We start from the raw sequence: 25,167 nt of genomic DNA on the forward strand, positions 1-25,167 counted from the left end.
TTACTTCAGCTGATTCATGCGCTCGATCACCTGACGGGTGATGTCGTATTGAGGCTTGACGTCGATCACTGCGCCACGCTCGAACACCAGGTCAAAGGCACCTTTCTTGATGACTTCTTCCACTGCGCTGTCGAGTTTAGGCTTGAGCTGCTTAAGCATTTCGCGGTCGGCAACAGCCTTGGCTTCGTTCAGTTCCTTGGACTGGAACTGGTAGTCACGAGCCTTTTGCTTGAATTCAAGCTCCAGACGCTCGCGCTCGCCTTGCTGCATCTTGTCACCACCGGCTACCAGACGATCCTGGATGCCCTTGGCACTGCTTTCCAGGGTCTTGAGCTTGGTCAGTTGCGGACCGAATTTTTTCTCGGCATCCACGGCGTACTTCTTGGCCGCGTCGGATTCGAGCAGAGCCATCTGATAGTTCAGAACGGCGATTTTCATTTCGGCGAAGGCCGGGGTGGTTACCAGCACGGTGGCCAGCAGAACCAATTGAGTCAACTTACGCACAATGCAACTCCTACAGAATCCGTTGTCGTTATCTTGGGTCAGACGCTTAGAACGTCTGGCCGAGGGAGAATTGGAAAATCTGGGTTTCAGCGTTATCCGGTTTCTTGATCGGCATGGCCAGAGCAAAGCTCAACGGGCCAAGCGCAGTCACCCAGGTCACACCCACACCCACGGAGCTCGCCAGGTTGCTGAGGCTCACGTCGTTGCACTGGGTCTTGGACTTCACGCCGCTTGGGTTGGTGACCTGTTCGCACTTGGAGTCGAACACGTTACCCACGTCCCAGAAGACCGACGTACGCAGCGACCGCTGATCTTTAACAAACGGCAGCGGGAACAGGATTTCCGCACCGCCCTGGATCAACACGTTACCACCGAATGGCAGCGGGTCGTTGTCAGAGTCAGGGTTAGTGCCCTGGTTACCAGTCACCGCAGCACCACGGCTTGGCGTACCACGCGGACCGAGGGTGCTGTCCTTGAAGCCACGTACGGAGTTGAAACCACCCGCGTAGTAGTTTTCATAGAACGGCAGGCCATTGGTCGAACCATAACCGTCGCCATAACCCAGCTCAGTGTGCAAGCGCATGGTGTAGTTATCGCTCAGCGGCTGGAACAACTGGCCACGGTAGTCGAGTTTGAAGAACGACAGGTCACTGCCCGGCGTGGTGGTTTCCAGGGTCAGGCTCTGGGAGTGACCACGGGTTGCCAACACGCCTTTGTTCAGGGTCGACTCGGACCAGCCGGCAGACGCCTTGAAGTTCAGGAACTTGTCGCCTTCGCGACGGGTAAAGTCGAAGATTTCATCCACGGTGTACACACCGGTCTTGATCTCATCCTGTTGCGCGGTCAGGCCGAACGTCAGACGCGACGTCTCGCTGATCGGGTAACCGACGTTGACGCCGGCACCCAGGCTGTCGATCGCATAGCTTGCAACATCAACATCGAGATCTTTGTAGTCGGTGGTGCGATAGAAGGCGTTGTAGCCAAGGCTCACACCGTCAGCAGTCCAGTAGGGGTCGGTATAACCGAAGTTATAGCGGCTCTGGTATTCGCTTCGGGTCAGGCCGATGGACACACGGTTACCGGTACCGAGGAAGTTGTTCTGGGTGATGGAACCACCCAGGATCAGGCCGGCACTCTGTGCAAAACCAACGCTGGCGGTGATCGAACCCGAGGCTTGTTCCTCTACGGCGTAGTTCACGTCGACCTGGTCGTCCACACCGGGTACGGCTGGCGTTTCGACGTTGACTTCCTTGAAGAAGCCCAGGCGTTCCAGACGGGTCTTGGACTGGTCGATCAGGTAAGTCGACGCCCAGCCACCTTCCATCTGGCGCATTTCACGACGCAGCACTTCGTCGGCGGACTTGGTGTTGCCACGGAAATTGATGCGGTTTACATAGGCACGCTTGCCCGGGTCGACCACAAAAGTGATGTCCACGGTATGGTCTTCATCGTGCGGAGTCGGTACGCCATTGACGTTGGCGAAGGTATAGCCTTCGTTACCCAGGCGGCGGGTGATCAGTTCGGACGTAGTGGTCATCAGCTTGCGCGAGAATACCTGGTCTTTCTGCACCAACAGCAGTGACTTGACCTGGTCTTCAGGTACTTTCAAGTCGCCGCTCAGCTTCACGTCACGAACCTTGTATTTCTCGCCTTCGTTGACGTTGACGGTGATATAGACGTGTTTCTTGTCCGGGGTGATGGATACCTGGGTGGAGGCGATATCCATGTTGATATAGCCGCGATCCAGGTAGTAGGAACGCAGACGTTCCAGGTCACCGGAGAGTTTTTCACGGGCGTACTTGTCATCGTTCTTGAAGAACGACAGCCAGTTGGTGGTCTTGAGTTCGAACAGGTCGATCAGGTCTTCATCGGCAAACTTGGTGTTGCCCACCACGTTGATGTGCTGGATCGCCGCCACGGTACCTTCGTTGATGTTGACCTTGAGGCCGACACGGTTGCGAGGTTGCGGCACCACTTCCGTTTCCACGGTCGCGGAGTAGCGGCCCTGGGCAACGTATTGGCGTTGCAGTTCGTTACGCACACCTTCAAGGGTGGCGCGCTGGAAGATCTCGCCCTCGGCCAGGCCGGATTGCTTGAGGCCCTTCATCAGGTCTTCAGTGGAGATCGCTTTGTTGCCTTCGATCTCGATACTGGCGACGGAAGGTCGCTCGACGACGGTGATGACCAGGACGTTGCCTTCGCGACCCAGTTGGATGTCTTGAAAGAACCCGGTTTTGAACAGCGCACGAGTGGATTCCACCAGGCGACGGTCATCAGCCTGTTCCCCGACGTTCAACGGCAAGGCACCAAAGACGCTACCCGCGGAAACCCGCTGGAGGCCGTTGACGCGAATATCGGAGATGGTGAAGGACTCGGCGTGAACTTCGGCGATCATCAATACGGTGAGAACCGCAGTTAGCAGCAGACGTTTCATGAAGTCCTTTCTTATTCCAACTGGCAATAAACAAACTGCCGCAAAATGCGGCAGATTCGCAATTCAGCGAAGCGTTACAGTCGACCCAGATCGTTGACCAAGGCTAATAACATCACCCCGACCACCAAACTGATACCGATCTGTATCCCCCAACCCTGCACCCGATCCGACAAGGGGCGACCACGCACCCACTCGACCAGATAAAACAACAGATGCCCCCCATCCAATACGGGAATGGGCAGCAAATTCAGAACCCCCAGGCTGATACTCAGATAAGCCAGGAAATTCAGGAAATCCGCGACACCCGACTGGGCAGAAGCGCCCGCCACTTTAGCAATGGTTATCGGTCCACTCAAGTTTTTTACCGAGAGCTCACCGAACAACATTTTCTTGAGGGATTCGAGGGTCAGCACACTCATGGTCCAGGTGCGTTTCGCGCCTTCGCCAATTGCCGCCAACGGCCCGAAACTCACCTCACGCACCATGGATGGCGGCCACTCGACACCTTTGACTCCAGCCCCCAGGTAACCCCCGGCCGCCTTGGCTTCCCCGCGAACCGCCAGAGTCACCGGCACGTCAATCTGAGCACCATCGCGCTCAACTTTCAGCAAAATCTTGGTATCAGGACGGACACGCACCAGGTCGACCACTTGCTGCCAATCGCCCAGCGCCTGGCCATCGAGCGCCAACAAACGGTCACCGGTTTTCAGACCTGCGGCCTGGGCCGGACCTTTCGGATCCAGCTCGGCGAGCACCGGCGGCAGTGCAGGTCGCCACGGACGAATACCCAGGGACTTGATCGGATCAGGCTCATCGGCCCCTTTGAGCCAATGGTCCAAGGCCAGTGCACGCGGGGTTTCAGCAGTGGAATCCTGCTCACGCACCACGACATTGACGGTGCCGCTTTCACCCAGGCGACGCACCAACTGCAAATTGACGGCGCCCCACCCCGTGGTCGGCTCGCCATCAATGGAAACAATTTCCTGCCCCGCTACCAGACCGGCCTTGGCCGCAATACTGTCCGCCTCAACCGCGCCGATAACCGGACGTACCTGCTGGCTCCCCAGCATGGCCAGGACCCAGAAAAACAGCATCGCCAACAGGAAGTTGGCGATCGGGCCGGCGGCGACGATGGCAATACGCTGACGAACGGTCTTGCGATTGAAGGATTGGTCCAACTGATCAGCCGGCACCTCCCCTTCGCGCTCGTCGAGCATCTTGACGTAACCACCCAGCGGGATGGCCGCGATTACAAACTCGGTGCCACGACGATCATGCCAGCGAACCAGCGGCATGCCGAAACCAACGGAAAAGCGCAATACCTTGACGCCGCAACGACGCGCCACCCAGAAGTGACCGAATTCGTGAAAGGTAACCAGTACACCCAGAGCAACCAGGGTGCCGACAATCATGTAAAGCGCACTCATCTAATTTCTCCGCATTCCAATCCAGTGCCTGGAGGCGCAAACGCCCCCACAGGCTAACGCGCGTTGCGGCTCAACCAGTGTTCGGCAAGCGCCCGGGCCTTGGCATCCGCCTCGAATACCGCATCCAGATCATCCACCGCCACAACTGGCTCAAGGCTCAGGACGTCCTCGATGATACTCGCGATCTGTGGAAAGCGGATGCGCCGTTCGAGAAATGCCGCCACCGCCACTTCATTTGCCGCATTGAGCATCGCCGGCGCGCTATTACCCGCCTCCGCCGCCTGCCGCGCCAGGCGCAGGCAAGGAAAGCGCTGCTCGTCCGGCGCCTCGAAGTCCAGGCGGGCAATTGCAAACAGGTCCAAGGCAGCCACACCGGAATCAATTCGCTCCGGCCAGGCCAGGGCGTTGGCAATCGGCGTGCGCATATCGGGGTTTCCCAACTGCGCCAATACCGAGCCGTCCACGTAGTCAACCAAGGAATGAATCACGCTTTGCGGGTGGATCACCACCTCGACCTGATCAGGCCGCGCATCGAACAGCCAGCACGCCTCGATCAACTCAAGGCCCTTGTTCATCATGCTTGCCGAATCCACGGAGATTTTGCGCCCCATGGACCAGTTGGGATGCGCACACGCCTGATCTGGCGACACATGCTCCAGCTCGCTCAACGGAGTTTGCCGGAACGGGCCACCGGAAGCGGTCAACAGGATGCGGCGCACGCCTACCTGACTCAAGCCACGGGCATAGTCACCAGGCATGCACTGGAAGATGGCGTTATGCTCGCTATCCAGCGGCAGCAACACGGCACCGCTTTTACGCACGGCCTGCATAAAAAGCGCGCCAGACATCACCAGTGCTTCTTTATTGGCCAGCAGGATTTTCTTACCGGCGTCGACGGCCGCCAAGGTCGGGCGCAGGCCCGCGGCACCGACGATAGCAGCCACCACGGTGTCCACCTCGGCGTCGGCCGAGACCTGGCACAAGCCCTCCTCCCCCACCAGCACACGCGTAGCCAACCCGGCAGCCCGCAGATCCTCCTGCAGACCTTGCGCGTCGCCCGCCTCAGGCACCACGGCAAAGCGCGGCGCATGGCGTACGCACAGGGCCAGCAACTGGGCCAGGCGAGTAAACCCGGTGAGAGCAAAGACTTGATAGCGCTGCGGGTGACGAGCGATCACATCCAGGGTGCTCAGGCCCACCGAACCGGTGGCACCCAGCACGGTTACTTGTTGCAGGCGGCTCACGAAGCGGTCATCCACAACAGTACGGCAAAGATCGGAATGGCCGCGGTGAGGCTGTCGATACGGTCCAGCACGCCACCATGACCCGGCAGAAGGTTACTGCTGTCCTTGATCCCGGCCTGGCGCTTGAACATGCTTTCGGTGAGGTCGCCCACGACCGAGATGAAGACGACAATGGCCGTGCCCACCAGGGCCAGGAAGATTTCCTTCACCGGCCAATCGCGCACCACACCCACCACCACGGTGATCAGCAAGGTCAGCGCGAGACCGCCGTATACGCCTTCCCAGCTTTTACCGGGACTGACTGCGGGCGCCAGCTTGCGCTTGCCGAATGCTCGCCCCGAAAAGTAGGCACCGATATCGGCCCCCCACACCAGCACCATCACCGCCATGATCAGCCAGTTGCCCATCGGCGAATTCTTGATTTCCACCAGCCCTTGCCAGGCAGGCAACAGAATCAACAAACCGATCACCAACTTGCTGGCCACGCTGGACCACTGCGCGCTGGTACGCGGGTACGTCAACACCAGGTAGGTCGCAAGCGCCCACCACAACACCGCAGCGCCCAACACCCAGGGCACGACGATGCTCGACAGGGTATGCATCAGGAACAGCAACACTGCCACGGCAGCGGCGTAGGCCACGCGTGGCAGCTGCGCGCTGAAACCTGCCAGGCGCGCCCACTCCCAGGCACCCAGGGTGACGACCAGACCGATAAACAGGGCGAAACCGGAACCATCGAGCAGGAAAAACCCACACAAGGCGATCGGCAACAGGATCAGTGCTGTGATGATTCGTTGTTTTAGCATTTAAACCCGGGCTCCAGCTTCGATCTGCTCGCTCGTTTTACCGAAACGCCGCTGACGGGAAGCGAAATCTGCCAGCGCAGTGCGCATGGCATCGTGTTTGAAGTCCGGCCAGAACAGGTCGGAGAAGTACAGCTCGGTGTAAGCCAGCTGCCACAAAAGGAAATTGCTGATGCGATGCTCGCCACCGGTACGGATGCACAAGTCCGGCAACGGCAGGTCGCCGGTTACCAGACAGGTTTGCAACAGTTCAGGCGTGATGTCCTCGGGCCGCAGATGACCGGCCTGCACTTCACGGGCCAGCCGTTGCGCGGCCTGGGCGATATCCCACTGGCCACCGTAGTTGGCTGCAATCTGCAGCACAAAACGGTCCGCACCCGCCGTAATGGCCTCGGCTTCACGCATAGCCGCCTGCAATTCAGGGTGGAACCGCGAGCGGTCACCGATGATGCGCAGGCTGATGTTGTTATCGTTGAGGCGCTTGGCCTCGCGACGCAACGCTTTGAAGAACAAGTCCATCAAAGCCGTGACTTCGTCGACCGGGCGCTGCCAGTTTTCACTGGAGAAGGCGAACAGGGTCAATACCTCGACCTTCGCCTCAGCGCACACCTCGATCACCGCCCGCACCGCATCGACACCCGCTTTATGCCCGGCGACACCTGGCATAAAGCGTTTTTTCGCCCAGCGATTATTCCCATCCATGATGATCGCGACATGGCGCGGCACCACTGAGGGTACAGTCTGCTTGGTCTTTTCCATGAAGGTGTCCTGACCCCTTATACGGCCATCAGGTCCTTTTCTTTTTCTTCCGTGGCCTTGGTGATCTGGGCCTCGGCATCTTTGGTCAGCTTGTCGATATCGGCAACGGCACGACGCTCTTCGTCTTCGCTGATTTCCTTGTCCTTGACCAGTTTTTTCAGGTCACCCAAGGCATCGCGACGGATGTTACGCACAGCAACGCGTGCATCTTCAGCCGCGCTGCGCGCCTGCTTGGTGAAGCCCTTGCGGGTTTCCTCAGTCAGGGCAGGCATGGAGATCAGCAGCAACTCACCCAGGTTGGTCGGGTTGAGGTTCAGGCCGGCGCTCTGGATGGCCTTGTCGACAGCGGCGAGCATGTTGCGCTCAAACGCTACGACCTGCAGGGTGCGCGAATCCTTAACGGTCACGTTGGCCACGCCGCTCAGCGGAGTGTCAGTGCCGTAGTACGGCACCATCACGCTGCCCAGGATGCTTGGGTGCGCCTTGCCGGTACGAATCTGGCCGAATGCGTGGCTCAGAGACTCCAGGGATTTTTGCATACGCGCTTGGGCGTCTTTCTTGATTTCGTTGATCATTGTTGGCCTTCCTCGATCAGAGTCCCTTCCGCGCCGCCGTGTACGATATTCAGCAGGGCGCCGGGCTTGTTCATGTTAAATACGCGCAGCGGCATCTTGTGGTCGCGGCACAGGCAAATAGCCGTCAGGTCCATCACACCCAGCTTGCGATCCAGCACTTCATCGTAGGTCAGATGATCGAACTTCTCGGCATGCGGGTCTTTGAATGGGTCTGCGGTGTACACGCCATCCACCTTGGTAGCCTTGAGCACCACGTCAGCATCGATCTCGATGGCGCGCAGGCACGCTGCCGAGTCGGTGGTGAAGAACGGGTTACCCGTGCCAGCGGCGAAGATCACCACTTCCTTGGCGTTCAGGTGGCGCATGGCTTTGCGGCGATCATAGTGATCGGTCACGCCGACCATGGAAATAGCCGACATCACGATTGCCGAGATATTGGCACGCTCCAGGGCGTCGCGCATTGCCAGGGCGTTCATCACAGTGGCCAGCATGCCCATGTGGTCGCCAGTAACCCGATCCATGCCGGCCGCACTCAGTGCCGCGCCGCGGAACAGGTTGCCGCCGCCAATCACCAGGCCGACTTGTACGCCGATACCGACCAGTTGGCCGACTTCCAGCGCCATACGGTCGAGCACCTTGGGATCAATCCCGAACTCTTCCGAGCCCATCAGGGCCTCGCCGCTGAGCTTGAGTAGAATGCGTTTATAGCGAGCCTGATAACCACTGCCCTGCTGAGCCATTGCGAATCTCTCCTGCGGCGTATTTTAAAAAATTCTTGGCGAGCCGTTTACGGCTTGCATTCACTCTAGCTGGACGCTATCACAGCGCCATCGGAACACGGCTTTGTAAGCCAGTTCCGAGGGGAAGCCAAATAAAATTGGCCTGCCCATTTGAAAAGAGGCTGCGCGCGTGAGCGGGCAGCCTCTTTCGGGCGACAGTTGAAAACTGTCTTATTGCTTAGCGGCAGCCAGCTGGGCAGCAACTTCTTCAGCGAAGTTGTCGACCGGCTTCTCGATGCCTTCGCCTACTTTGAAGTAAGTGAAGGAAACGATTTCAGCACCGGCTTTCTTAGCCAGCTCGCCAACCTTGATTTCAGGGTTCTTGACGAACGCCTGCTCAACCAGGCTTGCTTCGGCCAGGAACTTGCTGATACGGCCTTTGACCATGTTCTCAACAATGTTTTCTGGCTTGCCTTTGATTTTTTCTTCGTTCAGCTGCAGGAACACAGCTTTTTCACGCTCGATGGCTTCGGCAGAAACTTCCGAAGGCAGCAGGAACTCAGGGTTGCTGGCCGCTACGTGCATAGCGATGTCTTTGGCCAGTTCAACGTTACCGCCTTTGAGCACAACCGCAACACCGATCTTGTTGCCGTGCAGGTAACCACCAACCACATCACCTTCAACGCGCACCAGGCGACGGATGTTGACGTTTTCGCCAACCTTGCCGACCAGTACCAGGCGATCAGCTTCTTGAGCGGCGATCAGCGGAGCGGCGTCAGTCAGTTTGTCGGCGAACGCTTTTTCAACGCTGGCAGCAACAAATGCCTTGAAGTCGTCCTGCAGAGCCAGGAAGTCGGTCTGGGAGTTCACTTCCAGCAGAACAGCAGACTTGCCGTCTTCTTTCAGAGCGATAGCGCCTTCAGCAGCCACGTTGCCTGCTTTCTTGGCAGCCTTGATGGCGCCGGAAGCACGCATGTCATCAATGGCTTTTTCGATGTCGCCGTCAGCCTTTTCCAGGGCCTTCTTGCAATCCATCATGCCTTCGCCGGTACGCTCACGCAGTTCTTTAACCAACGCTGCAGTAATTGCTGCCATTTTCAAATTCCTCTTGGATAGGTTTTCAACCATTCCACCCGATCGAACGGGGGATCAATTCTTCCCGAACCACCCTTGTTAGCCGCTGCACGTTACAGATGTTGTAGCTGCGCTGCCGACAAATGGTTTTCGAGGTGGCAAAAAGGGGGCCAAGCCCCCTTTTTGCTTACTGAGTCAACGCCAGGGCGTCACTTACTCAGCTGCGGCTACCGGAGCTTCTTCAACGAACTGCTCGGTACCACCAGCAACGTGGTTGCGACCACGGATTACAGCGTCAGCCATCGAACCCATGTACAGCTGGATAGCGCGGATTGCGTCATCGTTGCCTGGGATGATGTAGTCAACGCCTTCCGGGCTGCTGTTGGTATCGACAACGCCGATAACAGGGATGCCCAGCTTGTTGGCTTCAGTGATCGCGATGCGCTCGTGATCAACGTCGATAACGAACAGTGCGTCAGGCAGACCGCCCATGTCCTTGATGCCACCCAGCGAACGATCGAGCTTTTCCAGGTCACGGGAGCGCATCAGCGCTTCTTTCTTGGTCAGCTTGGCGAAAGTACCGTCTTCGGCTTGCACTTCAAGGTCACGCAGACGCTTGATGGAAGCACGGATGGTTTTGAAGTTGGTCAGCATGCCGCCCAACCAGCGGTGATCGACGTACGGCGAACCGCAACGTGCTGCTTCTTCAGCAACGATCTTGCCAGCGGAACGCTTGGTGCCGACGAACAGAATCTTGTTTTTGCCCTGGGCCAGGCGCTCTACGAAAGTCAGAGCTTCGTTGAACATTGGCAGGGTTTTTTCAAGGTTGATGATGTGGATCTTGTTACGCGCGCCGAAAATGTACTTACCCATTTTCGGGTTCCAGTAACGGGTCTGGTGACCGAAGTGCACACCGGCCTTCAGCATATCGCGCATGTTGACTTGGGACATGATAGTTCCTTAATAAGTCGGGTTTGGCCTCCACGTATCCCAATGACCAACCAGCGGCATCAAGGCCTCCGGCACCCAGGTCATCGTGTCGACACGTGTGTGGATTTAAGCCTTTCGGGGCATCCCCGGAAAGCGGCGCATTTTATACCACACGAAGGGCGAAAACGAAACCCGCAATCACACCTGACGTGAGCGGCGTATAGGCAACCCGTTGAATAGAGCGGATTTAACCCCACCCTATAGAGAGAAGCGATCGTCAGGGGCTCATGGTTTACCACCCGCGTCTGGTAGAATCGCGTTTTTTGTGGCTTGTGCGAATTCTGTAACCTTTTGTCGCACGCCCGTAAACCGTATTGATTTCAGCGCGTCGCGCTAGAGAGAGCCTGTATGACCGTTAGTTTGAAAACCGCCGAAGACATCGCCGGCATGCGCATTGCCGGCAAGCTGGCTGCCGACGTGCTGGAAATGATTGCCGAGCACGTCAAGCCCGGCGTCACCACCGAAGAGCTGAACCAGATCTGCCACGACTATATAGTCAATGTGCAAAAGGCCATCCCTGCCCCGCTCAACTATAAAGGCTTCCCCAAGTCGATCTGCACCTCGGTCAACCACGTGGTCTGCCACGGCATTCCGGGCGACAAGCCATTGAAGGATGGCGACACGCTGAACATCGACGTCACCGTGATCAAGGACCGCTACTTCGGCGACACCAGCCGCATGTTCCACGTCGGCACCGTGCCGGTCTGGGCCGAGCGCCTGTCCCAGGTGACTCAGGAATGCATGTACAAAGCCATTGAAATCGTCAAGCCTGGCTGCCGCCTGGGCGATATCGGTGAAGTCATCCAGAAGCACGCCGAAAAGAACGGTTTCTCGGTGGTACGCGAGTTCTGCGGCCACGGTATCGGCACAGTCTTTCACGAAGAGCCGCAGATCCTGCATTACGGCCGTGCCGGCACCGGCATGGAACTCAAGGCGGGCATGACTTTCACCATCGAGCCGATGATCAACCAGGGCAAGGCCGACACCAAGGTACTGGGCGACGGCTGGACCGCCATCACCAAGGACCGCAAGCTATCCGCCCAGTGGGAACACACCTTGCTGGTCACCGAGACCGGTTACGAGATCTTCACCCTGCGCGCCGACGACACGATCCCACGCGTTTCAGCCTGAAGGTTGCCCAGGTTTTCCCCCACAGCGTGTTGTGACTGACTGACAGATAGAAAGGAAAGCCGATCGATGCCCCAGGTGGATCCCGAACTCTTCGACCGTGGCCAGTTCCAGGCCGAGCTGGCCCTGAAGGCGAGCCCCATTGCCGCATTCAAGAAGGCGATCCGCCAGGCTCGCGAGGTGCTCGATGAGCGCTTTCGCAGCGGCCGGGACATCCGCCGGCTGATCGAAGACCGCGCCTGGTTTGTCGACAACATCCTGCAAAAGGCCTGGGAACAGTTCAGTTGGAGCGAAGATGCCGATATCGCGCTGGTAGCGGTCGGTGGCTACGGTCGGGGCGAGCTGCATCCCTACTCCGATATTGACCTACTGATCCTGCTGGACAGCGCCGACCATGAGATCTTTCGCGATTCCATTGAGCGGTTTCTTACACTGTTGTGGGACATCGGCCTGGAAGTCGGCCAGAGCGTTCGTTCGGTCGACGAATGCGCCGAAGAAGCCCGTGCCGACTTGACGGTCGTCACCAACCTGATGGAAAGCCGCACCATCTGCGGCCCCGAGCGCCTGCGCCAGCGCATGCTCGAAGTCACCAGCACCGCGCATATGTGGCCGAGCAAGGAGTTCTTCCTGGCCAAGCGTGCCGAGCAGAAGGCCCGGCATCACAAATACAACGACACCGAATACAACCTGGAGCCCAACGTCAAAGGCTCGCCGGGCGGGCTGCGCGACATCCAGACGATTTTGTGGGTCGCCCGTCGCCAGTACGGCACCCTGAACCTGCGCGCCCTGGCCGGCGAAGGCTTTTTGGTGGAGAGCGAAAACGCCCTGCTGGCTTCGTCCCAGGAGTTTTTGTGGAAGGTGCGCTACGCCCTGCACATGCTCGCCGGGCGCTCGGAAGACCGCCTGCTGTTCGACCACCAGCGCTCCATCGCCACCCTGCTGGGTTTCGAAGGCGAGGACGCCAAGACCAGCATCGAAAGCTTCATGCAGCAGTACTACCGGGTGGTCATGAGCATTGCCCAGCTCAGCGACCTGATCATCCAGCACTTCGAAGAAGTGATCCTGGCCCCCGAAGACGAAGCGCCGCCGCAGCCGATCAATGCGCGCTTCCAGTTGCATGACGGTTATATCGAGGCGCGCAACGACAGCGTGTTCCGGCGTACCCCGTTCGCCATGCTGGAAATCTTCGTGCTGATGGCCCAGCAGCCGGAAATCAAAGGCGTACGCGCCGACACCATCCGCCTGCTGCGGGAAAACCGGCACCTGATCGACGACGACTTTCGCAACGACATCCGTAACACCAGCCTCTTCATCGAGCTGTTCAAGTGCAAGATCGGCATCCACCGCAACCTGCGCCGCATGAACCGCTACGGCATCCTTGGGCGCTACCTGCCGGAATTCGGCTTTATCGTCGGGCAAATGCAGCACGACCTGTTCCACATCTATACGGTAGACGCCCACACCCTGAACCTGATCAAGCACCTGCGTAAGCTGCAATACACCCAGGTATCAGAGAAATTCCCGCTGGCCAGTAAGTTGATGGCCAAGCTGCCCAAGCCGGAACTGATCTACCTGGCCGGCCTGTATCACGACATCGGCAAGGGCCGGCATGGCGACCACTCGGAAGTCGGCGCGGTCGACGCCGAGGCGTTCTGCCAGCGTCATCAGCTGCCGCAATGGGACAGCCGCCTGATCGTCTGGCTGGTGCAGAACCACTTGGTGATGTCGACCACCGCCCAGCGCAAGGACTTGTCAGACCCGCAGGTGATCCACGACTTTGCGCAGATCGTCGGCAATGAAACCCGCCTCGACTATCTGTACGTGCTGACGGTCTCCGATATCAACGCCACCAACCCGACGCTATGGAACTCGTGGCGCGCCAGCCTGTTGCGCCAGTTGTATACCGAGACCAAGCGTGCCCTGCGCCGTGGCCTGGAAAACCCGGTGGACCGCGAAGAGCAGATCCGCCGCACCCAAAGCGCGGCGCTGGATATTCTGGTGCGCGGCGGCAACGACCCGGACGATGTCGAGCAATTGTGGTCGCAACTGGGCGACGACTACTTCCTGCGCCACACCGCAGGCGACGTGGCCTGGCACACCGACGCGATCCTGCAGCAGCCGGCCGATGGCGGCCCGTTGGTGCTGATCAAGGAAACCACCCAGCGCGAGTTCGAAGGGGGCACGCAAATCTTCATCTACGCCCCCGACCAGCATGACTTTTTCGCCGTAACCGTGGCCGCCATGGACCAGCTCAACCTGAACATCCATGACGCACGCGTGATCACCTCCAGCAGCCAGTTCACCCTCGACACCTACATCGTGCTCGACACCGACGGCGACTCCATCGGCGACAACCCGGCGCGGGTGAAAAAGATTCGCGAAGGCCTCACCGAAGCCCTGCGCAACCCGGACGACTACCCCACCATCATTCAGCGTCGTGTGCCCCGCCAGCTCAAGCACTTTGCCTTCGCGCCCCAGGTGACCATCTCCAATGATGCGCAACGCCCGGTCACGGTGCTGGAACTCAGCGCACCGGACCGCCCGAGCCTGCTGGCACGCATCGGTGGGATCTTCCTGGAATTCGACCTGTCGCTGCAGAACGCCAAGATTGCAACCCTCGGCGAGCGCGTGGAAGACGTGTTCTTCATTACCGACGCCGACAACCAGCCGCTGTCCGATCCTGAGCTGTGCCTACGATTGCAGGAAGCCATCGTGCAGCAGTTGAGCGTGACTCAGGAACCCGGTGTCGAGCTGACGCGCCTGACGATCTAAACCTCATTCCAGTTTTTAACGCCTTGCACGAGATTCCCATGAACAACGCCCTGAACCAGCTGCAGCCCTACCCATTCGAGAAACTGCGCGCCCTGCTCGGCAGCGTCACACCGAACCCGGACAAGCGCCCGATTGCGCTGTCCATCGGCGAGCCCAAGCACAAGTCGCCGACCTTTGTCGCCGAGGCGCTCAGCAACAACCTCGACCAGATGGCGGTATACCCCACCACATTGGGCATCCCGGCCTTGCGCGAGGCCATCGGCGCCTGGTGCGAACGCCGCTTCGATGTGCCCAAGGGGTGGCTGGACCCGGCGCGCCATATCCTGCCGGTCAATGGCACTCGCGAAGCGCTGTTCGCCTTCACCCAGACCGTGGTCAACCGTGGCGACAATGCATTGGTGGTCAGCCCGAACCCCTTCTACCAAATCTATGAAGGCGCCGCGTTCCTGGCCGGGGCCAAGCCACACTACCTGCCTTGCCTGGACAAAAATGGCTTCAACCCGGACTTTGATGCGGTGTCGGCGGATATCTGGAAACGCTGCCAGATCCTGTTCCTGTGCTCCCCCGGTAACCCGACCGGTGCACTGATCCCGGTCGAGACCCTGAAAAAACTCATCGCCCTGGCCGACGAATACGACTTCGTCATCGCCGCCGACGAGTGCTATAGCGAGCTGTACTTCGACGAACAAACCCCGCCGCCGGGCCTGCTGAGCGCCTGCGTTGAACTGGGTCGCCAGGACTTCAAGCGTTGCGTGGTATTTCACAGCCTGTCCAAGCGTTCCAACCTGCCCGGCCTGCGTTCTGGTTTTGTCGCCGGTGATGCCGATATCCTCAAGGCCTTCCTGCTCTACCGCACCTACCATGGCTGCGCGATGCCGGTACAAACCCAGTTGGCCAGCATCGCCGCCTGGCAGGACGAGGCCCACGTACTGGCCAACCGCGACCTGTACCGCGAGAAATTCGACGCGGTGCTGGCGATCCTCAAGCCGGTGCTGGACGTGCAACACCCCGACGGCGGTTTTTACCTGTGGCCGAATGTGAATGGCGACGACGCCGCCTTCTGCCGTGACCTGTTCGTGGAGGAACACGTGACCGTGGTGCCGGGCTCGTATCTGTCGCGCGAAGTGGACGGCTTCAACCCGGGCGCCGGGCGAGTGCGCCTGGCACTGGTTGCGCCGCTGGCCGAGTGCGTCGAAGCGGCTGAACGGATTCGCGCGTTTATTCAGCGCAGGTCGTAACCCTTGCAAAACCCGCACTGTGCAATGCAGTGCGGGCGCCCGGCGCGATAACACAGGGAACCAGCTGCCACGCGCTTGCCACTACTCGGCGCATTACCACAAGAGTAGAACGCATGCGTCTGACATCCCAACACTCGGTCAACCTCCCTTCCAACCTGTCGCCCATCGACCACGAACCGCCAGCTTCTGCCGGCACCTCGCGAGTGAAAAGAGGCCTGGCCGATAACCGCAAGCTCTGGCCTCCCGGCGTTATTACCGTTTCGTTGGATTTGAAAGATCAAAAAAGCACCGCCTTGGCGGTAGATGCAATCCAGGAGTGGGCCCACAACACTCCGGCCCTGCAATTTCGCATCGTCAGAAGCAGAGAGGGTGATATCCGCATTTGCGACGACGAAAGTCTGAAGGGAAACTGGTCCGTGATCGGCACCGACGCGGGCAACATCCCCCTGAACGAGCCCACGCTGCATTTGGAGCGCAACGATGACTCGAAGACATTTCGCGCAACTGTTTTGCACGAGTTCGGACATGCCCTGGGGCTGCTGCACGAACACCAGAACCCCGAGCACACGATCAACTGGAACAAACCCGCGATCTACAAGGCTTACGCCAGTGATCAGTTCCCCAGAGAACTGGTCTATAGCCAGATCCTGGAACTGCCGGTGGGTGATCGGTTGGAGGTCACACGCTATGACAGTCGATCCGTCATGCACTACGCGTACCCCGGTTACGTAACCCACGACGCCAAAGGTGTCGATACCCAACACTGGCTTTCTGACGGCGACAAAGCCATCGCGCGCAGGCTGTACAGCTGACCCCCTGACGGCGTGCAGAGCCTGCCGGCCGCTATTTCATCACGCCCAGATTCGCCTCGCTCATATCCAGATCCGCCAACACTTCGCGCAATACGTCATCACCGATCTGGTGATGACGGCTCAGGCTGTACAGCTCCAAGCGTTGCGCGCGCAGGGCCTTGAGTCGCAACTTTCGCTCCAGCAAATCCATCTGACGCGCCAGCGCCTGGGCTTCGGCCGAGTCGTTGAACACGTCCAACTGATGGCGATATTCCGACATCAGCCGCGCCTTGAGTTCGGCGGCCAGCGCGACCTGGGCGGCGTCCGGGGTTTCACTTTCGCCAGGCTCTTCAGCTTCAAGGGCATGAATCGCGGCCACGGCGGTTTTTTTCCAGGCTTCACGCACTTCGTTATGCCGCTTCTCGTCGGGGCTCTTTTCGATGCCGCGCAGTAACAATGGCAAGGCGATGCAGGCGGCGACCAACGAAAACAGGATCACGCCGGCGGCAATAAAAATCAGCAAATCGCGCTCGGGAAAGTCTTTGCCCGGCGCCAGCAACAACGGCACCGACATCACACCCGCCAAGGTCACGGCACCGCGCACACCGCCGACCGTCAAGAGCCAACAGGATCGCGCAGTGGGCACCAATGTCAGCTCGCTTTTCCCCCGCAGGCGACGCAATAACCCCGACAACCGCCAGATGCTCTGCACCCAGATAAAGCGCAATACCACCAGCACCAGGAAGATCCCCAGCACCTCCAGGCCGCGATAGAGCAGCGCCGGCCACAGCGTCGACTCATGGCTCACCACGGCCTTGATAATGTCCGGTAATTGCAGGCCCAGCAGCAAGAAGATCAAGCCATTGAACGCAAACTCCAACAACGCCCACACGCTGCGGTTGAGCAGGCGCGTGCTCGTCTGGCGTGGCAGCAGGTCGAGCCAGCTTTGCATCATGCCCGCCGCCACCGCCGACAGAATCCCCGAGGCCCCCAGACGCTCAGCCAATACATACGCGGCAAATGGCAGCAACAACATGAACACCACATGGGTCGCAGGATCATCCCAACCACGGGCGATCATCCAGGCTCGCAAACGACCGACCAGCCAGCTCAGCGCTACACCAACCGCCAGGCCGCCCACCGCTACCAACACAAAGGTCAGGCTGGCGTCGGCAAGGGAAAACACCCCAGTCAACGCCGCCGCCAGGGCGAACTTGAACGTCACCAGGCCCGACGCGTCATTCATCAGCGCCTCGCCCTGAAGCATATGCATCAACGGCTTGGGCAAACGGTTCTGGGAAATGGCCGACACCGCTACGGCATCTGTCGGTGATAAAACCGCCGCCAGGGCGAAGGCGACCGGTAAAGGGATGGTAGGCAATAGCCAATGGATGAAGTAACCGGCACCCACCACGGTAAACAGCACCAGCCCCACCGCCAACGTCAGGATCGGCCCGCGCAGGCGCCACAACTCGCGCTTGGGCATGCGCCAACCGTCGGAGAACAGCAATGGCGGCAAGAACAGAAACAGAAACAACTCCGGGTCCAGCGCCACATGCAACCCCAGCGTGGGCCAGGCCAGCAAGGCGCCGGCGGCAATTTGCACCAGGGGTAGCGGCAGCGGGATGACACGCCCCACCAAACGCGAAACGCTGACCAGCATCAGCAGGATAAGAACGGTGTAGGCGGTTTGCATAACGCGGATTTCCCGGACAATCGACTTACTACGACACATCAGGCAACACGTAGCCGTTGAAGTGCCATATTTCCCGGCTATGGTACCCACCCAGGCTACGCGATGGCTTTTGCACAAAAGTCGCAGCGCGCAGGACGATCGGCACCCAAAGCCGCTGGTCGTGGCATAATCCGTAACCTTTCGTTTTCATCAGTCCAAAAGGGGGCAATTCCTTGACCGCTTCAAGCAAAACCTTGCACCTTTTCGGCATCAAAGCCTGCGACACCATGAAAAAGGCGCGCACCTGGCTCGATGAGCACGCGGTGAGCTATGAATTCCACGATTACAAAACGGCCGGTATCGACCGCGAACACTTGACCCAATGGTGCAACGAGCACGGTTGGCAGGTGGTGTTGAACCGTGCGGGCACCACCTTTCGCAAACTCGAAGACGAACGCAAAGCCGATCTCGATCAGTCGAAAGCCATTGAATTGATGCTCGCACAACCCTCGATGATCAAGCGCCCAGTGCTCGATCTCGGTGACAGAACCCTGATTGGCTTCAAGCCAGAAAGTTATTCGGCGGCCCTCAAGTAGGCCAGCCCTTCCATTTTTGTAGAGGTAACAGCATGTCCAATTCCCTGTTCAGCCTGGGCTTCGGCGTCGGCACTCAGAACCGCCAAGGTGCTTGGCTGGAAGTGTTTTACGCACAACCGTTGCTCAACCCATCGGCTGAAATCGTGGCGGCTATCGCACCGATCCTCGGTTACACCCAAGGCAACCAGGCCATCACCTTCACCGTGACCCAGGCCCTGCAACTGGCTGACGCACTTAAAGGCGTCGATGCTGCCCAAGCGGCCCTGCTGAGCCGCCTGGCCGAAAGCCACACGCCGCTGGTCGCCACTCTGCTGGCCGAAGACACCGCGCTGACCTCCACCCCTGAGGCCTACCTCAAACTGCACCTGCTGTCCCATCGCCTGGTCAAGCCTCACGGCCTGAACCTGGCCGGTGTGTTCCCACAGTTGCCGAACGTGGCCTGGACCAGCCAGGGCGCGATCGACATCGCGGAACTGGCCGAGCGCCAGCTCGAAGCGCGCCTGCGTGGCGACCTGCTGGAAGTGTTCTCGGTGGACAAATTCCCGAAAATGACCGACTACGTGGTGCCGGCCGGTGTGCGTATCGCTGATGCCGCCCGCCTGCGCCTGGGTGCCTATGTAGGCGAAGGCACCACCGTGATGCACGAAGGCTTCGTCAATTTCAACGCGGGCACCGAAGGCCCGGGCATGATCGAGGGCCGTGTGTCGGCCGGCGTGTTCGTCGGCAAGGGTTCGGACCTGGGCGGCGGTTGCTCCACCATGGGCACCCTGTCGGGCGGCGGCAACATCGTGATCAAGGTTGGCGAAGGCTGCCTGATCGGCGCCAACGCCGGTATCGGTATCCCGTTGGGCGACCGCAACACCGTGGAGTCGGGCCTGTACGTCACCGCCGGCACCAAGGTCGCACTGCTCGACGAGAAAAACCAACTGGTCAAGGTAGTCAAGGCGCGCGAACTGGCCGGCCAGCCGGACCTGCTGTTCCGCCGTAACTCCGAGACCGGTGCCGTGGAGTGCAAAACCCACAAATCGGCGATCGAACTGAACGAAGCGCTGCACGCTCACAACTAAGCAGCCACTCGATGCCACTAACGGGCCGCGCCTTCCGGGGCGGCCCGTTTATACGAGTCTTGACCACCATGCTTGTGCCCTCCCCCTGGCGCGCCGATTTCCCGGCCATCGCCACCCTGCAACGGCAAGACCAGACCTATCTGGATAACGCCGCCACCACGCAAAAACCCCAAGCCCTGCTGGATGCCATCAGCCATTACTACGCCAATGGCGCAGCCAATGTGCACCGTGCCCAGCATTTGCCTGGGGCTCATGCCACCCAGGCCTTCGAGGACAGTCGCAGCAAGGTCGCGCAGTGGCTGAATGCAGGCGACACCGGGCAAATCGTGTTTACTCACGGCGCGACCTCTGCGCTGAACCTCTTGGCTTACGGCCTTGAGCACTTATTCAATGCGGGCGATGAGATTGTGATCAGCGCCCTGGAACACCACGCCAACCTGCTGCCCTGGCAGCAACTGGCCAAACGCCGCGCGCTGCAGCTGGTGGTGTTGCCACTGGGCGATGACGGCGTGATCGACCTGCATGCCGCCGCCGAGCTGATCGGCCCACGTACGCGCCTGCTGGCGGTGAGCCAGCTCTCTAACGTACTCGGCGCCTGGCAACCGCTGGAAGCCCTGCTCGCGCGCGTCAAGGCCCACGGCGCCCTGAGCGTGATCGACGGGGCCCAGGGTATCGTCCATGGCCGCCACGATGTGCAGGCGCTGGGCTGCGACTTTTATGTGTTTTCCAGCCACAAGCTCTACGGCCCCGACGGCGTCGGCGTGCTGTATGGCCGCAACGAAGCCCTGCATCATCTGCGTCACTGGCAATTCGGCGGCGAGATGGTGCAACAGGCCGACTACCACAGCGCGAGCTTTCGCCCCGCGCCGCTGGGCTTCGAAGCCGGCACGCCGCCGATCGCCAGCGTGATCGGCTTGGGCGCGAGCCTCGATTACCTGAGTTCACTGGACCAGCAGGCCGTCGTGGCCCACGAAGCCGCCCTGCACGACTACCTCTTACGCGGCTTGAAAGCGCGCAATGGCGTGCACGTGCTGGGCGCGCCGCAGGTGGCGTTGGTCAGCTTTGTGGTAGAAGGCGTGCATAACGCCGACCTTGCGCACCTGCTGACCGAACAAGGCATCGCCGTGCGTGCCGGCCATCACTGTGCAATGCCGCTGTTCAAAGCGCTGCATTTGTCAGGAGCGATCCGTGTATCCCTGGCGCTGTACAACGATTCAGACGACTTGGAGCGCTTCTTTGACGCACTGGACCAGGCGCTGGATATGTTGCGATGAGCGTGCCAATCGACGCAGTCGCGGCGCTGGCGGCATTCCAGTCAGTCGGCAGTTGGGAACAACGTGCGCGCCTGCTGATGCAATGGGGCGAGCGTCTGCCCGCCTTGGCCGATGAAGAGAAGGTCGATGCCAACCTGGTGCAGGGCTGCGAAAGCCTGGTGTGGTTGGTAGGGCGCTTGCACGACGGCCATTGGCAGTTTGCCGCCAGCAGTGATGCGCGAATGATCCGGGGGCTGGTGGCGTTATTGCTGGCGCGGGTTAATGGGTTGTCGGCGGCTGAGTTGCAGGCGGTGGATTTGCCTGACTGGTTCAACCAACTGGGGCTTTCGCGCCAGCTGTCGCCGTCGCGCAGCAATGGCTTGAATGCCGTCCTGCAGCGCATGCGCGAACTCAGCCACTCGCCACACTGACATTCAGGCGGGCTTGACCCGCTCTGAAGGCCGGCGCACCCCGGCGACAATCTTGTCCACCGCCTTGGTGGCCGCCACCATGCCGAAGGTCGCCGTGACCATCATCACCGCGCCAAACCCACCGGCGCAGTCCAGCTTCACCCCGTCACCGACAAAACTCTTCTGCAAACAGATGCTGCCGTCCGGCTTGGGATAACGCAGTTGCTCGGTGGAAAACACGCACGGCACGCTGTAATGGCGGGTCACGGTGCGGGAGAAACCATAGTCGCGGCGCAACGTAGAGCGCACTTTCGAAGCCAGCGGGTCGTTGAAGGTGCGGTTCAGGTCGCACACCTGGATCAGCGTCGGGTCGATTTGCCCGCCGGCGCCGCCAGTGGTGATGATCTGGATCTTGCGACGCTTGCACCAGGCAATCAGCGCGGCCTTGGCGTTAACGGCGTCGATGCAGTCGATCACGCAATCGATGTTTGGGGTGATGTACTCGGCCATGGTGTCGCGGGTCACGAAATCCGCCACCGCATGCACCGTGCAGTCCGGGTTGATGCCGCGCAGGCGCTCGGCCATCACCTCGACCTTGGGCTTGCCCACGGTGCTGTCCAGCGCGTGCAACTGGCGGTTGCTGTTGCTCACGCAGACGTCATCGAGGTCAAACAGCGAAATTTCACCCACCCCGCAACGGGCCATGGCCTCGGCTGCCCAGGAGCCTACGCCGCCGACACCGACGATCGCCACGTGGGCCGCTTTCAAGCGCTCCAGGCCTTCAATGCCATACAAGCGGGCGACGCCTGCAAACCGCGGATCTTCTGTACTCATGACCATTACCCCAAAAACCGGCGCGCATTATGGACTACGCAGCGACAAGTTCGAAACGACAAGCTACAAGTAAAGAACTTAGATGGTCTTTCGCTGACTAACGTCCGGCTTTTCTCTGTCTGCTGTACGCTCGGGGAAAGGCCGGTGTAGGATGCGCGCCGTTCGGCGCAGGCCGGCACCTCTTTTCGTTCCACACCTTTTGGAACCCGACATAACCATGGCATCGCGTAAATTTGGACTCAACCTGGTGGTGGTGCTGGCAATTGCCGCGCTGTTCACCGGCTTCTGGGCGCTGATCAACCGCCCGGTCACCGCTCCCAACTGGCCTGAGCAGATCTCGGGGTTTTCCTACTCGCCGTTCCAGCAAGGCCAGTACCCGCAGAAAAACCAGTACCCCACCGATGAGCAGATGCGTCAGGACCTTGCGATCATGAGCAAGCTGACGGACAACATCCGCACCTATTCGGTCGACGGCACCCTGGGGGACATCCCCAAGCTGGCGGAAGAGTTCGGCCTGCGCGTGACCCTCGGGATCTGGATCAGCCCGGACCTGGAACGCAACGAACGCGAGATCCAGCGCGCCATCGAGATCGCCAACACCTCGCGCAGCGTCGTACGAGTGGTGGTGGGTAACGAAGCGCTGTTCCGTGAAGAGATCACCCCAGAGGCACTGATCGTGCTGCTGGACCGCGTGCGCGCCGCCGTGAAAGTACCGGTGACCACCTCCGAGCAATGGCACATCTGGGAAAAAAACCCGCAACTGGCCAAGCACGTCGACCTGATCGCCGCGCACATCCTGCCGTTCTGGGAGTTCATCCCGATGGACAAGGCCGGCCAGTACGTACTTGACCGTGCCAAGGACCTGAAGAAACTGTTCCCGAAAAAGCCGTTGCTGCTGTCGGAAGTGGGCTGGCCGAGTAACGGACGCATGCGCGGTGGCAACGAAACGTCCCCCGCAGACCAGGCGATTTACCTACGCACCCTGGTGAACAAGCTTAATCGCCAGGGCTACAACTACTTCGTGATCGAGGCCTTCGATCAGCCGTGGAAAGTCAGCGACGAAGGTTCGGCAGGCGCCTATTGGGGGGTGTTCAACGCTGCGCGCCAGCAGAAATTCAACTTTGAAGGGCCTGTGGTCGCGATCCCGCAATGGCGCGTGCTGGCCATCGGCTCGGTGGTGCTCGCGCTGCTGTCCCTGACGTTGCTGATGATCGACGGCTCGGCCCTGCGCCAACGTGGCCGTACCTTCCTGACGTTTATTGCGTTCCTGTGCGGTTCGGTGCTGGTGTGGATCGGCTACGACTACAGTCAGCAATACAGCACCTGGTTCAGCGTCACCGTGGGTATCCTCCTGGCGCTCGGCGCCCTGGGCGTATTTATCGTGCTGCTCACCGAAGCCCACGAACTGGCCGAAGCGGTGTGGACCCACAAGCGTCGGCGTGAATTCCTGCCGGTTGAAGGGGATTCGCACTACCGCCCGAAAGTGTCGATCCACGTGCCGTGCTACAACGAACCGCCGGAAATGGTCAAACAGACCCTCGATGCCCTGGCCGCCCTCGATTACCCGGACTACGAAGTCCTGATCATCGACAACAACACCAAGGACCCTGCCGTTTGGGAACCGGTGCGCGACTACTGCGAAACCCTGGGCCCGCGCTTCAAGTTCTTCCACGTCGCCCCGCTGGCCGGTTTCAAGGGCGGCGCACTGAACTACCTGATCCCGCACACGGCCAAGGATGCCGAAGTGATCGCAGTGATCGACTCGGACTACTGCGTGTCGCCAAACTGGCTCAAGCACATGGTGCCGCACTTCGCCGACCCGAAAATCGCCGTGGTGCAGTCGCCGCAGGATTACCGCGACCAGAACGAAAGCACCTTCAAGAAGCTCTGCTACGCGGAATACAAAGGCTTCTTCCATATCGGCATGGTCACCCGTAACGACCGCGACGCGATCATCCAGCACGGCACCATGACCATGACCCGTCGTTCGGTGCTCGAAGAACTGGGCTGGGCCGACTGGTGCATCTGTGAAGACGCCGAATTGGGCCTGCGCGTATTCGAGAAAGGCCTGTCGGCCGCGTATTACCACGACAGCTACGGCAAAGGCCTGATGCCGGACACCTTTATCGACTTCAAGAAACAGCGTTTCCGCTGGGCCTACGGCGCGATCCAAATCATCAAGCGTCACACCGCCAGCCTCTTGCGCGGCAAGGACACCGAGCTGACCCGTGGCCAGCGCTACCACTTCCTCGCGGGCTGGTTGCCGTGGGTGGCGGATGGCATGAACATCTTCTTTACCGTCGGTGCGCTGTTGTGGTCGGCGGCGATGATCATCGTGCCGACGCGGGTCGACCCGCCGCTGCTGATTTTCGCGATCCCGCCCCTGGCGTTGTTCGTGTTCAAGGTGGGCAAGATCATCTTCCTGTACCGCCGTGCGGTAGGCGTAAACCTCAAGGACGCGTTCTGCGCGGCCCTGGCCGGCTTGGCGTTGTCCCACACCATCGCCAAGGCGGTGCTGTATGGCTTCTTCACCAGCAGTATTCCGTTCTTTCGTACACCGAAAAACGCGGATAACCACGGCTTCTGGGTGGCTATTTCCGAAGCCCGCGAAGAGATGTTCATCATGCTGCTGTTGTGGGGCGCGGCGCTGGGGATCTACCTGGTGCAGGGCCTGCCGAGCAATGACATGCGCTTCTGGGTGGTGATGCTGCTGGTGCAATCGCTGCCGTATGTGGCGGCGTTGATCATGGCGTTCCTGTCGTCGCTGCCCAAACCGGCAGCGGCACCTGAGCCCGCACCGGCCAGTTAAAACTGGCGCAATGCACTAAACGGCGGCCTCTGGCCGCCGTTTTGCTATAAGATAACGGCCGTTTT

The 25,167-nt window shown here is 59.9% G+C and carries 21 protein-coding genes; 9 read left to right on the forward strand and 12 right to left on the reverse strand.

Annotation, left to right across the window (positions count from 1 at the left end; genetic code table 11):
• The 10 genes from AB4O23_RS25990 to rpsB all read right to left on the reverse strand — a co-directional run bounded on the left by AB4O23_RS25990 (position 1) and on the right by rpsB (position 10,490).
• Positions 1-504 carry an OmpH/Skp family outer membrane protein gene (locus tag AB4O23_RS25990; protein ID WP_003172279.1) on the reverse strand — a complete coding sequence of 168 codons (504 nt, stop codon included), beginning with the start codon at positions 502-504 and terminating at the stop codon, positions 1-3.
• 46 nt (positions 505-550) lie between these two features.
• Entirely contained in the window at positions 551-2,938 is a 2,388-nt protein-coding gene (gene bamA, locus AB4O23_RS25995; protein ID WP_460061242.1) for an outer membrane protein assembly factor BamA, read from the reverse strand.
• Between the two features lie 74 nt (positions 2,939-3,012).
• Entirely contained in the window at positions 3,013-4,365 is a 1,353-nt protein-coding gene (gene rseP, locus AB4O23_RS26000; RefSeq protein WP_017529692.1) for a sigma E protease regulator RseP, read from the reverse strand.
• 53 nt (positions 4,366-4,418) lie between these two features.
• Positions 4,419-5,609, reverse strand: a complete 1,191-nt coding sequence (gene ispC / locus AB4O23_RS26005; RefSeq protein ID WP_065877160.1) for a 1-deoxy-D-xylulose-5-phosphate reductoisomerase — start codon at positions 5,607-5,609, stop codon at positions 4,419-4,421.
• Complete coding sequence (locus AB4O23_RS26010; protein ID WP_017529694.1) at positions 5,606-6,415, reverse strand: phosphatidate cytidylyltransferase; 810 nt, start codon at positions 6,413-6,415, stop codon at positions 5,606-5,608. The genes ispC and AB4O23_RS26010 overlap by 4 nt, the downstream gene beginning before the upstream one ends.
• The gene (gene uppS, locus AB4O23_RS26015) at positions 6,416-7,171 is read right to left on the reverse strand and encodes a polyprenyl diphosphate synthase (RefSeq protein ID WP_017529695.1); all 756 of its coding nucleotides are present in this window, start codon (positions 7,169-7,171) and stop codon (positions 6,416-6,418) included.
• Between the two features lie 17 nt (positions 7,172-7,188).
• The gene (gene frr / locus AB4O23_RS26020; RefSeq protein ID WP_017529696.1) at positions 7,189-7,746 is read right to left on the reverse strand and encodes a ribosome recycling factor; all 558 of its coding nucleotides are present in this window, start codon (positions 7,744-7,746) and stop codon (positions 7,189-7,191) included.
• Complete coding sequence (gene pyrH / locus AB4O23_RS26025; RefSeq protein ID WP_003172271.1) at positions 7,743-8,486, reverse strand: UMP kinase; 744 nt, start codon at positions 8,484-8,486, stop codon at positions 7,743-7,745. The genes frr and pyrH overlap by 4 nt, the downstream gene beginning before the upstream one ends.
• A gap of 210 nt (positions 8,487-8,696) precedes the next feature.
• The gene (gene tsf, locus AB4O23_RS26030) at positions 8,697-9,560 is read right to left on the reverse strand and encodes a translation elongation factor Ts (RefSeq protein WP_017529697.1); all 864 of its coding nucleotides are present in this window, start codon (positions 9,558-9,560) and stop codon (positions 8,697-8,699) included.
• A 192-nt stretch (positions 9,561-9,752) separates the two neighbouring features.
• Positions 9,753-10,490, reverse strand: coding sequence for a 30S ribosomal protein S2 (gene rpsB, locus AB4O23_RS26035; RefSeq protein ID WP_003189158.1), 738 nt, complete (start codon positions 10,488-10,490; stop codon positions 9,753-9,755).
• A 387-nt stretch (positions 10,491-10,877) separates the two neighbouring features.
• Here rpsB and map point away from each other — a divergent pair, with 387 nt between their 5' ends.
• From map to AB4O23_RS26055, 4 genes are all read left to right on the forward strand, one after another.
• Positions 10,878-11,660 (forward strand): type I methionyl aminopeptidase, encoded by a 783-nt coding sequence (map, locus tag AB4O23_RS26040; RefSeq protein WP_017529698.1) that lies wholly within the window; start codon positions 10,878-10,880, stop codon positions 11,658-11,660.
• A gap of 66 nt (positions 11,661-11,726) precedes the next feature.
• Positions 11,727-14,429, forward strand: a complete 2,703-nt coding sequence (locus tag AB4O23_RS26045; protein WP_460150309.1) for a [protein-PII] uridylyltransferase — start codon at positions 11,727-11,729, stop codon at positions 14,427-14,429.
• A 38-nt stretch (positions 14,430-14,467) separates the two neighbouring features.
• Positions 14,468-15,667: a succinyldiaminopimelate transaminase gene (gene dapC / locus AB4O23_RS26050; protein WP_017529700.1), complete on the forward strand. Its 1,200-nt coding sequence runs from the start codon at positions 14,468-14,470 to the stop codon at positions 15,665-15,667.
• 113 nt (positions 15,668-15,780) lie between these two features.
• Entirely contained in the window at positions 15,781-16,479 is a 699-nt protein-coding gene (locus AB4O23_RS26055) for a M12 family metallopeptidase (protein WP_083221620.1), read from the forward strand.
• A gap of 31 nt (positions 16,480-16,510) precedes the next feature.
• On the opposite strand, the gene AB4O23_RS26060 is transcribed toward AB4O23_RS26055, so the two are convergent.
• On the reverse strand, positions 16,511-18,154 hold the full coding sequence (locus AB4O23_RS26060) for a Na+/H+ antiporter (protein WP_460116597.1): 1,644 nt from the start codon (positions 18,152-18,154) through the stop codon (positions 16,511-16,513).
• Positions 18,155-18,420: 266 nt separating this feature from the next.
• On the opposite strand from AB4O23_RS26060, the gene AB4O23_RS26065 reads away from it, so the two are divergent.
• The 4 genes from AB4O23_RS26065 to AB4O23_RS26080 all read left to right on the forward strand — a co-directional run bounded on the left by AB4O23_RS26065 (position 18,421) and on the right by AB4O23_RS26080 (position 21,480).
• Positions 18,421-18,729, forward strand: a complete 309-nt coding sequence (locus AB4O23_RS26065; protein WP_231984831.1) for an arsenate reductase — start codon at positions 18,421-18,423, stop codon at positions 18,727-18,729.
• A 32-nt stretch (positions 18,730-18,761) separates the two neighbouring features.
• Positions 18,762-19,796, forward strand: coding sequence for a 2,3,4,5-tetrahydropyridine-2,6-dicarboxylate N-succinyltransferase (gene dapD, locus AB4O23_RS26070; RefSeq protein ID WP_017529705.1), 1,035 nt, complete (start codon positions 18,762-18,764; stop codon positions 19,794-19,796).
• Positions 19,797-19,864: 68 nt separating this feature from the next.
• Positions 19,865-21,070, forward strand: a complete 1,206-nt coding sequence (locus AB4O23_RS26075; RefSeq protein WP_068937595.1) for an aminotransferase class V-fold PLP-dependent enzyme — start codon at positions 19,865-19,867, stop codon at positions 21,068-21,070.
• Positions 21,067-21,480, forward strand: a complete 414-nt coding sequence (locus AB4O23_RS26080; protein ID WP_065877163.1) for a SufE family protein — start codon at positions 21,067-21,069, stop codon at positions 21,478-21,480. Before AB4O23_RS26075 ends, AB4O23_RS26080 begins: the two co-directional genes overlap by 4 nt.
• Positions 21,481-21,483: 3 nt before the next feature.
• Here AB4O23_RS26080 and tcdA read toward each other — a convergent pair whose 3' ends face one another.
• Positions 21,484-22,293 carry a tRNA cyclic N6-threonylcarbamoyladenosine(37) synthase TcdA gene (gene tcdA, locus AB4O23_RS26085; protein WP_065877359.1) on the reverse strand — a complete coding sequence of 270 codons (810 nt, stop codon included), beginning with the start codon at positions 22,291-22,293 and terminating at the stop codon, positions 21,484-21,486.
• Between the two features lie 217 nt (positions 22,294-22,510).
• Here tcdA and AB4O23_RS26090 point away from each other — a divergent pair, with 217 nt between their 5' ends.
• A complete protein-coding gene (locus tag AB4O23_RS26090; protein WP_068934099.1) occupies positions 22,511-25,102 on the forward strand; it encodes a glycosyltransferase in 2,592 nt (863 codons plus the stop codon).
• The last annotated feature ends 65 nt before the right edge of the window (positions 25,103-25,167 follow it).

The organism is Pseudomonas sp. H2_A10 (genome assembly GCF_054680085.1).